Annotated in this window: 12 protein-coding genes; 6 read left to right on the forward strand and 6 right to left on the reverse strand. The window is 71.3% G+C overall.

Features of this window, described 5'->3' with window-relative positions; genetic code table 11:
• Positions 1-8: 8 nt before the first annotated feature.
• A complete protein-coding gene (locus ACRWNP_RS11395; protein WP_431960959.1) occupies positions 9-1,046 on the reverse strand; it encodes a hypothetical protein in 1,038 nt (345 codons plus the stop codon).
• Positions 1,047-1,112: 66 nt separating this feature from the next.
• Between ACRWNP_RS11395 and ACRWNP_RS11400 the strand changes: the two genes are divergently transcribed.
• From ACRWNP_RS11400 to glmM, 4 genes are all read left to right on the forward strand, one after another.
• On the forward strand, positions 1,113-2,738 hold the full coding sequence (locus tag ACRWNP_RS11400) for an ATP-binding cassette domain-containing protein (RefSeq protein ID WP_431960960.1): 1,626 nt from the start codon (positions 1,113-1,115) through the stop codon (positions 2,736-2,738).
• A gap of 241 nt (positions 2,739-2,979) precedes the next feature.
• The gene (rplM, locus tag ACRWNP_RS11405) at positions 2,980-3,426 is read left to right on the forward strand and encodes a 50S ribosomal protein L13 (RefSeq protein WP_018562765.1); all 447 of its coding nucleotides are present in this window, start codon (positions 2,980-2,982) and stop codon (positions 3,424-3,426) included.
• Positions 3,427-3,466: 40 nt separating this feature from the next.
• On the forward strand, positions 3,467-3,967 hold the full coding sequence (gene rpsI, locus ACRWNP_RS11410) for a 30S ribosomal protein S9 (RefSeq protein ID WP_431960961.1): 501 nt from the start codon (positions 3,467-3,469) through the stop codon (positions 3,965-3,967).
• 145 nt (positions 3,968-4,112) lie between these two features.
• On the forward strand, positions 4,113-5,471 hold the full coding sequence (gene glmM, locus ACRWNP_RS11415) for a phosphoglucosamine mutase (RefSeq protein ID WP_431960962.1): 1,359 nt from the start codon (positions 4,113-4,115) through the stop codon (positions 5,469-5,471).
• 353 nt (positions 5,472-5,824) lie between these two features.
• On the opposite strand, the gene ACRWNP_RS11420 is transcribed toward glmM, so the two are convergent.
• The 5 genes from ACRWNP_RS11420 to coaA form a co-directional block, all read right to left on the reverse strand.
• Positions 5,825-6,238 carry a PIN domain-containing protein gene (locus tag ACRWNP_RS11420; RefSeq protein WP_431960963.1) on the reverse strand — a complete coding sequence of 138 codons (414 nt, stop codon included), beginning with the start codon at positions 6,236-6,238 and terminating at the stop codon, positions 5,825-5,827.
• Positions 6,235-6,498: a CopG family transcriptional regulator gene (locus ACRWNP_RS11425; protein WP_431960964.1), complete on the reverse strand. Its 264-nt coding sequence runs from the start codon at positions 6,496-6,498 to the stop codon at positions 6,235-6,237. The genes ACRWNP_RS11420 and ACRWNP_RS11425 overlap by 4 nt, the downstream gene beginning before the upstream one ends.
• Before the next feature lie 90 nt (positions 6,499-6,588).
• A complete protein-coding gene (locus tag ACRWNP_RS11430) occupies positions 6,589-6,891 on the reverse strand; it encodes a hypothetical protein (RefSeq protein ID WP_431960965.1) in 303 nt (100 codons plus the stop codon).
• 176 nt (positions 6,892-7,067) lie between these two features.
• Positions 7,068-8,015 carry a DUF389 domain-containing protein gene (locus ACRWNP_RS11435; RefSeq protein WP_431960966.1) on the reverse strand — a complete coding sequence of 316 codons (948 nt, stop codon included), beginning with the start codon at positions 8,013-8,015 and terminating at the stop codon, positions 7,068-7,070.
• A gap of 30 nt (positions 8,016-8,045) precedes the next feature.
• Complete coding sequence (coaA, locus tag ACRWNP_RS11440; RefSeq protein ID WP_431960978.1) at positions 8,046-9,026, reverse strand: type I pantothenate kinase; 981 nt, start codon at positions 9,024-9,026, stop codon at positions 8,046-8,048.
• A 218-nt stretch (positions 9,027-9,244) separates the two neighbouring features.
• On the opposite strand from coaA, the gene glmS reads away from it, so the two are divergent.
• Together glmS and ACRWNP_RS11450 are read left to right on the forward strand one after the other, a co-directional pair.
• Positions 9,245-11,092, forward strand: coding sequence for a glutamine--fructose-6-phosphate transaminase (isomerizing) (gene glmS, locus ACRWNP_RS11445; RefSeq protein WP_431960967.1), 1,848 nt, complete (start codon positions 9,245-9,247; stop codon positions 11,090-11,092).
• Positions 11,093-11,099: 7 nt separating this feature from the next.
• Positions 11,100-11,468 carry a holo-ACP synthase gene (locus ACRWNP_RS11450; protein WP_431960968.1) on the forward strand — a complete coding sequence of 123 codons (369 nt, stop codon included), beginning with the start codon at positions 11,100-11,102 and terminating at the stop codon, positions 11,466-11,468.
• Positions 11,469-11,527 lie beyond the last annotated feature (59 nt).

An 11,527-nucleotide genomic window follows, 5' to 3' on the forward strand; every position in this document is an offset into this window, starting at 1 on the left:
GGGCGGGGTCAGCCGGCCGGCGAGGCGGCCTCGGAGGCCATCGCGGCGTCGGCCTGGTCCCTGCCGCGCTGGACGATGCGGTTGAAGGCGTAGTCGAAGCCGTCCTGGCCGGCCTGCCGGGAGGCGGTGTCGGAGCTGGTGGCCGCGGCGCCGTTCCTGGGACCGGAGATGGTGAAGTACGCGTAGCGGCCCACGGCGCCGGACTTGGACCAGCACGCCACGTCGTGGCAGAAGTCGGTCACGCCGCCGCCGTTCAGCGGGCGCACGAACTTGTTGGTCCTGGCCAGCTTCTTGGCGGAGGCCGTGTCCTTGAACACGGCCACGCCGATGGTGACCGCGGATCGGCCGCGCGTGTACGTCACCCGCATCATGCGGGTGCAGCCGTTGCGGGTGAGGGCCGCGGCCAGCGAGCCGGTCGCGGCGCCGGCGCAGTCGCCGTTCTCCTTGGCGGAGGTCTTCACGTACGAGCGGCCGCCGGAGAAGTCCAGCTTGCTGCCGGGGAAGAGGGTGCCCACGTTGAGCGGGGCGGTGTCCTTGGCAGCGGTGGAGAGGAAGTCCAGCGGACCGTAGGTCGGGCCGGGGGAGACCTCGGAGAAGGAGGGCTCGGGCGGCAGGGGGACCTCGGAGGCGGGGGCCGAGGCGGTCTCGGTGGGGGAGGGCCCCGGGCTCCCGGAGCTGACCACGGCCACCGTGACGATCCCGGCGACGGCCGCGGCGGCGAGGACGCCGCCGCCTATGAGGAACAGCCGGCGGCGCCTGGCGCCGGCTGCCGCCTCCTCGGCGAGCGCCGACCAGTCGGGCTCGTGCGCCGCGCGCGGCGGGACCTGCGGCTGCGAGGGGCCCCGGGTGCCCTGACCGGGTACCGGCGGCGCCCAGTCGGCGGGCGGGGTCCAGGCGGGCTGCTGGGGGTGGTGGTCGGGGCCGCCGACAACCTGGCCGCGGAGCACCTGGCGCTCCTCCCCGGGGTCACCCGGGACGCCTCGCTGTCCCGGCGGTGCGGTCCATCCTTCGTTCGGGTTGTACGGCTGCTGCGGCCCGTCAGTCATGGCGCGGATTCTATAGAGGAGAAAACCCGTTTGGCGGCGGGCGGCCGGGCTACGAGAATCCACGGCATGGGACATGTGGACGTTGCGCATCTGGAGTACTACCTGCCGGACGGCCGGGTGTTGCTGGGCGACGTCTCGTTCCGGGTGGGCGAGGGCGCCGCGGTGGCCCTCGTCGGGGCGAACGGCGCCGGCAAGACGACCCTCCTGCGGCTGATCTCCGGTGAGTTGAAGCCGCACGGCGGCACGGTCGCGGTGAGCGGCGGACTGGGTGTCATGCCGCAGTTCGTCGGCTCGGTGCGGGACGACCGGACCGTGCGGGACCTGCTGGTGTCCGTCGCGCCGCCGCGCATCCGCGAGGCGGCGGCGGCCGTCGACGCCGCCGAGCTGGAGATCATGGCGCAGGACGACGAGGCCGCCCAGCTCGCCTACGCGCAGGCGCTCAGCGACTGGGCCGAGGCCCGAGGCTACGAGGCCGAGACGGTCTGGGACATGTGCACCACGGCCGCGCTGGGCGTCCCGTACGAGCGGGCCCAGTGGCGCGAGGTGCGGACGCTGTCAGGCGGCGAGCAGAAGCGGCTGGTGCTGGAGGCGCTGCTGCGCGGCACCGACCAGGTGCTGCTGCTGGACGAGCCGGACAACTACCTCGACGTCCCCGGCAAGCGCTGGCTGGAGGAGCAGCTGCGGCAGACCAGGAAGACGGTGCTGTTCGTCTCCCACGACCGTGAGCTGCTGGCCCGTTCCGCCGAGAAGATCGTCAGCGTGGAGCCGGGACCGGCCGGCTCGGACGTGTGGGTGCACGGCGGCGGCTTCGCCACGTACCACGAGGCGCGCCGTGAACGCTTCGCCCGCTTCGAGGAACTGCGGCGGCGCTGGGAGGAGGAGCACGCCCGGCTGAGGAAACTCGTACTGACCCTCCGTCAGCAGGCGGCCATCAGCCCCGACATGGCCTCCCGCTACCGGGCCGCGCAGACCCGGCTGCGGAAGTTCGAGGAGGCGGGGCCGCCGCAGGAGCCGCCGCGCGAGCAGGACATCCGCATGCGGCTGTCCGGCGGGCGCACCGGGCTGCGCGCCGTCACCTGCGGGCGGCTGGAGCTGACCGGGCTGATGAAGCCGTTCGACCTGGAGGTCTTCTACGGGGAGCGGGTGGCCGTCCTCGGTTCGAACGGCTCGGGCAAGTCGCACTTCCTGCGGCTGCTGGCCGGTGATCCCGGGGTGCGGCACACGGGGGAGTGGAAGCTGGGCGCGCGGGTCGTGCCGGGGCACTTCGCGCAGACACACGCGCACCCGGAGCTGATGGGGCGCACCCTGGTCGACATCCTGTGGACCGAGCACGCGCGCGACCGCGGCAAGGCGATGTCCGCCCTGCGGCGCTACGAGCTCGACCGCCAGGGCGACCAGCGCTTCGACCAGCTGTCGGGCGGGCAGCAGGCGCGCTTCCAGATCCTGCTGCTGGAGCTGGCCGGGTCGACGGCGCTGCTGCTGGACGAGCCGACCGACAACCTGGACCTGGAGTCGGCGGAGGCGCTGCAGGAGGGGCTGGAGGCGTTCGACGGGACCGTGCTCGCGGTCACGCACGACCGCTGGTTCGCCCGCAGCTTCGACCGGTACCTGGTCTTCGGTGCGGACGGGGTCGTCCGGGAGGTGCCGGAGCCGGTGTGGGACGAGACACGGGTGGTGCGGGAGCGGGGGTGACCGGGGTCCGGGCGCGCCCTCGCACGGGCTGTTTTGACCCGAACGGGCAGCCGCGGGTATTCTGCAGGTTCGTTATGCGTATTGGCTTGCTCGTTCTCACGTGAGAGGCCGCTACGCCGGTCCACCGGGCCGATGACCAGCGTTCGCCCTGCGGTATGCGTCGCCGCAGGCGATTGGGCTGTCGTGATCGTCCGGGTGGCCTTGTCAGTACCCACTCACTGAAGAAGCGAAGGCTACGACCGTGCGTACGTTCAGCCCCAAGCCCGGCGATGTCCAGCGCCAGTGGCACGTCATTGACGCGCAGGACGTCGTCCTGGGCCGTCTGGCGTCCCAGGCAGCGTCCCTCCTGAGGGGCAAGCACAAGCCGATTTATGCGCCTCACGTCGACACCGGTGACTTCGTCATCATCATCAACGCCGACAAGGTGCACCTCTCCGGCAACAAGAAGCAGCAGAAGCTCGCCTACCGCCACTCGGGCTTCCCGGGCGGTCTGCGTTCCGTCCGCTACGACGAGCTGCTCGACAAGAACCCCGAGAAGGCCATCGAGAAGGCCGTCAAGGGCATGCTGCCCAAGAACAGCCTGGGCCGCCAGATGCTCTCCAAGCTGAAGGTGTACGCGGGTGCCGAGCACCCGCACGGCGCCCAGCAGCCGGTTCCGTTCGAGATCAGCCAGGTCGCGCAGGGCTAGTCCCGGCCACCACCGACACAGAAAGCATCTGAGGAGCATCGTGGCCGAGACCACCCCTGAGACCCCTCTCGTCGAGGACGGCGAGATCGTGGAGACCATCGAGATCCCGGAGGAGTACACCTCCGAGTCCCTCGCCTCCCGCTTCGGCGAGCCCCAGCCGGCCGCCGGTACGGGCCGCCGCAAGGAGTCCGTCGCCCGCGTCCGGATCGTCCCGGGCTCCGGCAAGTGGACGATCAACGGTCGCACCCTTGAGGAGTACTTCCCCAACAAGGTGCACCAGCAGGAAGTCAACGAGCCGTTCAAGATCCTCGAGCTCGACGGCCGTTACGACGTCATCGCCCGCATCAACGGCGGCGGCATCTCCGGCCAGGCCGGTGCGCTGCGCCTGGGCGTCGCCCGTGCGCTGAATGAGGCGGACGTGGACAACAACCGCGGCCCGCTCAAGAAGGCCGGCTTCCTGACCCGCGACGCCCGCGAGATCGAGCGCAAGAAGGCCGGTCTGAAGAAGGCCCGCAAGGCGCCGCAGTACAGCAAGCGCTGATCATCGCGCGTGCTGCACTGCACGTACGCCCCGGAGGCACTCTGTGCGTCTCCGGGGCGTACGCATTCCGGGGGGTATGGGCGTATAACCGGATGAACGCCCGACGGGTACGGGGCGGAGCACGGCAACATCTCGGAGGAAAGACGTGGGACGACTCTTCGGTACGGACGGTGTGCGCGGTGTCGCGAACGCGGATCTGACGGCCGAGCTCGCGCTCGGACTGTCGGTCGCTGCGGCGCATGTGCTCGCCGAGGCGGGCACGTTCGCGGGCCACAAGCCGGTGGCCGTGGTGGGACGGGATCCGCGCGCGTCCGGAGAGTTCCTGGAGGCCGCGGTGGTGGCCGGGCTCGCCAGCGCCGGCGTCGACGTGCTGCGGGTGGGCGTGCTGCCGACCCCGGCCGTGGCCTACCTCACCGGTGCGCTCGGCGCGGACCTGGGCGTGATGCTCTCCGCGAGCCACAACCCGATGCCCGACAACGGCATCAAGTTCTTCGCCCGCGGCGGCCACAAGCTCGCGGACGAGCTCGAGGACCGCATCGAGTCCGTCTACGACGAGCACCGCACCGGCGCCCCTTGGGACCGCCCCACCGGCGCCGGCGTGGGCCGTGTGCGCGAGTACGACGAGGGCTTCGACCAGTACGTCGCCCACCTGATCGGCGTCCTGCCGAACCGCCTGGACGGCCTGAAGATCGTCCTGGACGAGGCCCATGGCGCCGCCGCCCGCGTCTCGCCCGAGGCCTTCGCCCGGGCCGGCGCCGAGGTGGTCACCATCGGCGCCCAGCCGGACGGCCTCAACATCAACGACGGCTGCGGCTCGACGCACCTGGACCTGATCAAGGCCGCCGTCATCGACCACGGCGCGGACCTCGGCATCGCCCACGACGGCGACGCCGACCGCTGCCTGGCCGTGGACCACCGGGGCAACGAGGTCGACGGCGACCAGATCCTGGCCGTGCTGGCCCTCGCCATGCGCGAGGCGGACCGGCTGCGGAAGAACACCGTCGTCGGCACCGTCATGTCCAACCTGGGCTTCAAGCTCGCCATGGAGCGCGAGGGCATCGACCTGATCCAGACCGCCGTCGGCGACCGCTACGTGCTGGAGTCGATGAAGGAGCACGGTTACGCGCTCGGCGGCGAGCAGTCCGGCCACGTGATCATCCTCGACCACGCCACCACCGGCGACGGCACCCTCACCGGCCTCATGCTGGCCGCCCGGGTCGCCTCCACCGGCCGTTCGCTGGCCGAGCTGGCCGCCGTCATGGAGCGGCTGCCGCAGGTCCTGATCAACGTCCGGGACGTCGACAGGAGCCGCGTCGGGTCCTCCACCGAGCTGTCCGCCGCCGTCGCCGAGGCGGAGGCCGAGCTCGGCACCACCGGCCGGGTGCTGCTGCGCCCCTCCGGCACCGAGCCGGTGGTCCGCGTCATGGTCGAGGCCGCCGACATCGACCACGCCCGCTCCGTGGCCGGCCGGCTCGCCGACGCCGTGAAGTCCGCGCTCGGCTAGACCAACGCTAGACCCGGCGTCCGGCTCCTGATCCCGTCCGGCGCGCGCCCGCTGCCCGGCACCCCTCCGTCATAAGGGGGACCGGGCAGTCGGGCTGCCGGCCTCGCGGCCCCGGGCCCCTGGGCGGCAGCCACTCGGTGTGTCCAGGGGCCCGGAAGCCCGCTCCCGGGCCGGTGCGTCCGCTCCGCGGCGCGGTGGCCCATTGGTCCGAACGGGCTGGCACTGACCGCCGTCAGTGCCGGCCCCGGAAGGGTGCCCGTCACCGGTAGCCGGACGGGTCGGCGGGCTTGCCCGCCTCCTGCAGCTCAGTAGCGGTCGGCCGAGAGGAACTGCCTCATCGGTGAGGGGCCGCGTCAGATCTTGATCACGGTGGCCTGTCCGCCGCACAGCGCGGTCAGGTCTTCGGGGTCCGAGGTGAGGATCGTGACGGGGCCGGGGGCCGCGAGGGCGGTGGCGCTGAGCATGGCGTCGATGGCGTACTTGTGGCCATGCAACCCCGCGTCGGCGAGGAGAGCGGCGGCGTGGCGGGCGATCGGTTCGCTGACTGGCTCGACGACCAGGCGAGACAGCGTCCACTCCAGCGCTGGGCGGTTGATCCGGGGGTGGGCCACCTCTACCAGGGTTGCCGCGGACGTGATCACGCGCAGGTCGTCGGCTCGGGCCAGCGCGAGCCATCCCGTGACGGACCGGTCACGCTGCACAGCCTTGGCAAGACCCTCACTGTCCAGGACCAACGTGCCGCCGGGAAGGGCGGGAGAGCGGGTCACGCGGCGTTCGCCCCGCCCTGTGTCTGATGCTGCCGGGCCTGGTGAAGCTGGTCGCGCAACGCCTGGATCTCCTCGTCTGTGACGGGCCCGTGCTCAGCCTCGGAGACCTGGATGAGCTCGTTGAGGTTGTCGCGTTCGATCTGCCGGGCTACGGCAGCGGCGACGTAGGCGGACAGGCCGGAGGGACCGCTGCGGGCCTTGGCGGCCTCGGCGATGTCGCGTGGCATGGTGATCGAGTACTTGCCGGTGGGCTCACTCATGCTACGTATCCTACCGCCAAGCCTCCCGATGGGTGTCTCGCTGAAATCCGGGCCGAGTGAGAGCTGCCTGGGTGAAGGAGCGCCGCACGGCTACGCCGCATCCGAGACGGGAGGCAGCCGGGCTGTCGCCCAGGGGTAGGACGCCCATCGCTGATCGAGGATCGGGTTGCGGTCCCTTTCATGCCCATTGAGGCATTCGTCGAGCGCCCGCGTGGAGCATTGGGGATCGGCCCCTCGCTCCAGGAGGAGAGAGCTGGGGGTGGTGTCGGCCAACGTCACCAGGCGTTCGATTTCCTGGGCTCCGACGACGGCGATCGGAATGTCGGCGGCGGGCAGGCTCAGGTGAGGCAGGTTGGCATTGGCGACGGGGAACGGCTCAAGCGTGACGATCAATGCTTGACGTGGCCGGTCCGTCGGTATGCTGCCGGCAAATGCTGGATTCCCTGGCCGATCTGGCTGAGGTGGTGTTGACCTGACGGTAGGCGCGGGCCAGCTTGTTGTCAGTCTCGGCAACTCCGAGTGCAAGGCCGAGCCGGGCATTCTCGGTCGGCATCATGGACTAGACCCGGCTAGACCGGGCGCGACACCGAACGCCGCCTGCGCTGCATCGCCCAGAAGCCCTTCTGGGCGAGCAGCGTCAGGACGCCCGCGACGACGATGCCGGCCAGGTTGACGCCCAGCTGCGCCGAGGAGCCCCACAGCTCGCGGTAGTCGCCGTAGGACAGCGCGAGGGCGGCGTTGGCGGCCGCCGGGACGGTGGTCACCGAGATGGCCACGCCGACAAGGGCGCCGGACTTGGCGGAGGTCAGCGAGAGGATCCCGGCGATCCCGGCGAGGAACGCCACCACGAAGGAACTGGCGTCCGGCTGCCAGATGAACGCGGTCGACGGATGCGGGGCCGTGAAGTCGGTCACGCTGAAGACGCCGAGGGCGTCCATCAGGTAGTTGAAGCCGCCGGTGAGCACCATCGCCACTGGGAAGCCCACCAGCAGCGCCGTCAGGGAGCGCCGGGCCAGCCGCCCGTGGCGCTGGACCAGACCGGTGCACACACCCGCCAGCGGGCCGAACTCGGGGCCGACGACCATCGCGCCGACGATCAGGATCGCGCTGTCCAGCATCACGCCGCAGGCCGCCAGCATCGTCGCCAGGGCCAGGAACGCCAGGTAGGTGACGGTGAGGGTGGACTCCTCGTGGGTCGCGTCGGTCAGCGACTCCCACAGCACGGCGTCCGCGCCCTCCCCGGGCGCTTCCTCCTCGGCCTTGGCGGCGCGAGCCGACAGCGACAGGTCGATGTGCTCCACCGCGATCGAGCCCGTGTCGGCGACGCCCATGTGCCGCAGCGCCCGCAGCAGTTCGTCACCCGCCTCGCGCGCCACGTCGCACATGACGATGTCCCCACGCGGCTTGCGGGCCGCTCCTGGCAGCACGGCGACGTGGGTGGCGCCGACGGTCCCCTCGACGAGGGACACGACCTCGTCGGTGCTCCCCTGCGGGACGATCATCCGAAGATGCAGCATGCGGGGCAGGCTACCCCGGGGGTCCGCGGACTACAGCTTGCGCAGCGAGAGCCTCCGCACCTTGTGGTCGGGGCCCTTGCGCAGGACCAGGGTGGCCCGGCCGCGGGTCGGCAGCACGTTCTCCAGCAGATTGGGCTGGTTGATGGCGCGCCAGGTGTGCCGGCCGTACTCCATGGCCTCCTCCTCGGAGACCTCGGTGTAGCGGTGGAAGTACGACAGCGGGTTCTGGAAGGCGGTCTCGCGCAACTTGCGGAAGCGCGCCAGGTACCACTGCTCGATGTCCTCGGTGCGCGCGTCCACGTACACGCTGAAGTCGAAGTAGTCGGCGAGCGCGACCCGGGTGCGGCCGTCCTGGCCCGGCAGGGCGGGCTGCAGGACGTTCAGGCCCTCGACGATGAGGATGTCCGGCCGCCGGACGACCAGTTCCTCGTCCGGCACGATGTCGTAGATCAGGTGCGAGTAGACGGGCGCGCGCACCTCGTCCTTGCCGGCCTTCACGTCGGCCACGAAGCGGGTCAGGGCGCGCCGGTCGTACGACTCGGGGAAGCCCTTGCGGGACATCAGCCCGCGGCGCTGGAGTTCGGCCTTGGGCAACAGGAAGCCGTCGGTGGTGACCAGTTCCACCCGCGGGTGCTCGGGCCAGCGGGCGAGCAGCGCCTTCAGGATGCGCGCGGTGGTCGACTTGCCGACCGCGACGCTGCCGGCGACCCCGATGACGAAGGGCGTGCCGGCCTGCGAGCCGTGGCCCTCCCCGGTGTCGTCGAGGAAGGTGTTGACCGCGCCGCGCAGGCCGTGGGTGGCGCCGACGTAGAGGTTGAGCAGCCGCGACAGCGGCAGGTAGACGTCGATCACCTCGTCCAGGTCGATGACGTCGCCCAGACCGCGCAGCCGCTCGACCTCCTCCGCGGTCAGCGGCAGCGGCGTACGGTCGCGCAGCGCGCTCCACTCCGCCCGGGTCAGGTCGACGTAGGGAGTCGCCTCCGACCTGGGTCTGTGGGCGCTTTGGGGCATCGAGGAGACCGGTGAGATCACAGTCCATTGTTAACGGAGTCCGAACGGGACGGTGGAGTGGGGTGCGTCACGCCGCGGCCCCAGTCGCGGCCGGCGGCCGCCGGCCCTCGACTCCTGCTCTGGGCTACGGCTCGCCAGGGGCTGGTGTCCGTGGGAAATTCCGATGTCGGGCAGGATCCGTCAGGTCCGGGCGCCGGTCGGACCGTAGGCTACGGCACATGTGCGGAATCGTTGGATACGTGGGCGGTCAGTCCGCCCTCGACGTCGTCATCGCGGGTCTGAAGCGTCTGGAGTACCGGGGGTACGACTCGGCGGGCGTCGCCGTCCTCGCCGACGGCGGCCTGGCCGCGGCCAAGAAGGCCGGGAAGCTCGTCAACCTGGAGAAGCTGCTGGACGAACGGCCGCTGCCGGCCGGTCCCGCCGGCCTCGGGCACACCCGCTGGGCCACCCACGGCGCCCCCACGGACGCCAACGCGCATCCGCACCTGGACAACGCGGGCCGGGTCGCCGTCGTCCACAACGGCATCATCGAGAACTTCGCCGCCCTGCGCACCGAACTGGCCGAGCGCGGCCACGACCTGCTCTCCGAGACCGACACCGAGGTCGTCTCCCACCTCCTGGCCGAGGCGTACTCCTCCACCGGGGACCTCGCCGAGGCCATGCGCCAGGTCTGCAGCCGCCTGGAGGGCGCCTTCACCCTGGTGGCCGTCCACGCCGACGAGCCGGACGTCGTGGTCGGCGCCCGCCGCAACTCCCCGCTCGTCGTGGGCGTCGGCGACGGCGAGAACTTCCTCGCCTCCGACGTCTCGGCGTTCATCGCGCACACCCGCGAGGCCATCGAGCTCGGCCAGGACCAGGTCGTCGAACTGCGCCGCGAGGGCGTCACCGTGACGGACTTCGAGGGCAAGCCCGCCGACGTCCGGCCGTACCACATCGACTGGGACGCCTCCGCCGCCGAGAAGGGCGGCTACGACTACTTCATGCTCAAGGAGATCGCCGAGCAGCCCAAGGCCGTCGCCGACACGCTGCTGGGCCGGATCGACGCGAGCGGCCTGCTGACCCTTGACGAGGTGCGCATCCCCGCCTCCGTGCTGCGCGAGGTCGACAAGATCGTCATCGTCGCCTGCGGCACCGCCTTCCACGCGGGCATGATCGCCAAGTACGCGATCGAGCACTGGACCCGCATCCCCTGCGAGGTCGAGCTCGCCAGCGAGTTCCGCTACCGCGACCCGATCCTGGCCCCGCGCACCCTGGTGGTCGCCATCAGCCAGTCCGGCGAGACCATGGACACCCTCATGGCCCTGCGGCACGCCCGCGAACAGGGGTCCAAGGTGCTGGCCATCTGCAACACCAACGGCTCCACCATCCCCCGAGAGTCCGACGCGGTGCTCTACACGCACGCCGGCCCCGAGGTCGCCGTCGCCTCCACGAAGGCGTTCCTCACCCAGGTCGTCGCCTGCTACCTCGTCGCCCTCTACCTGGGCCAGGTGCGCGGCACGAAGTGGGGCGACGAGATCCTCGCCGTCATCCGCGAGCTCTCCCAGATCTCCCGTCAGGTCGAGCAGGTCCTGAAGACCATGGAGCCGGTGCGCGAGCTGGCCCGCTCCCTCAAGGACAAGAACACCGTCCTCTTCCTCGGCCGCCACGTGGGCTACCCCGTGGCCCTGGAGGGCGCGCTCAAGCTCAAGGAGCTCGCCTACATGCATGCCGAGGGCTTCGCCGCCGGCGAACTCAAGCACGGCCCCATCGCGCTGATCGAGGAGGACCTCCCGGTCGTCGTGGTCGTGCCGTCGCCGCGCGGGCGCTCGGTGCTGCACGACAAGATCGTCTCCAACATCCAGGAGATCCGGGCCCGCGGCGCGCGCACCATCGTCATCGCGGAGGAGGGCGACGAGTCCGTCGTCCCCTACGCCGACCACCTGGTGCGGGTGCCGCAGACCCCGACGCTGCTGCAGCCGCTGGTCGCGACCGTGCCGCTGCAGGTCTTCGCGTGCGAACTGGCCACGGCCCGCGGCAACGAGGTCGACCAGCCGCGGAACCTCGCGAAGTCCGTCACGGTCGAGTGATCACGCCGTGATCATCGGGGTGGGTATCGACGTCGCCGAGATCGACCGCTTCGAGCAGTCTCTGGAGCGCACCCCCGGCCTGGCCGAGCGGCTCTTCCTGCCCGGCGAGCTCCACCTCCCCAGTGGGGCCCGCCGGGGCAGCGCCTCCCTCGCGGCGCGGTTCGCCGCGAAGGAGGCGGTCGCGAAGGCGCTGGGGGCGCCCGGAGGGCTGCACTGGTCGGACGCGGAGGTCGTCACGGAGGATTCGGGGCAGCCGCGGCTCATCGTCCGGGGGACGGTGGCGGCGCGGGCCGAGCAGTTGGGGGTGCGGGCGTTTCACATCTCGCTCAGCCACGACGCGGGGGTCGCGTCCGCGGTGGTCATCGCGGAGTCCTGACCCGGTCCGGGGTGCGGGGTGGGGGGGGGGGGGGGGGAGGGAGAACAGACGAGCAGACA

Origin of the sequence: Actinacidiphila sp. bgisy160, assembly GCF_965342435.1 — a bacterium.
Lineage (GTDB): Bacteria > Actinomycetota > Actinomycetes > Streptomycetales > Streptomycetaceae > Actinacidiphila.

Bases quoted from the DNA above. Each gene is read 5' to 3' on its own strand.
- ACRWNP_RS11395 (WP_431960959.1), bottom strand. From the start codon at position 1,046: ATGACTGACGGGCCGCAGCAGCCGTACAACCCGAACGAAGGATGGACC.
- ACRWNP_RS11400 (WP_431960960.1), top strand. From the start codon at position 1,113: ATGGGACATGTGGACGTTGCGCATCTGGAGTACTACCTGCCGGACGGC.
- ACRWNP_RS11425 (WP_431960964.1), bottom strand. From the start codon at position 6,498: ATGAGTGAGCCCACCGGCAAGTACTCGATCACCATGCCACGCGACATC.
- ACRWNP_RS11435 (WP_431960966.1), bottom strand. From the start codon at position 8,015: ATGCTGCATCTTCGGATGATCGTCCCGCAGGGGAGCACCGACGAGGTC.
- coaA (WP_431960978.1), bottom strand. From the start codon at position 9,026: ATGCCCCAAAGCGCCCACAGACCCAGGTCGGAGGCGACTCCCTACGTC.
- glmS (WP_431960967.1), top strand. From the start codon at position 9,245: ATGTGCGGAATCGTTGGATACGTGGGCGGTCAGTCCGCCCTCGACGTC.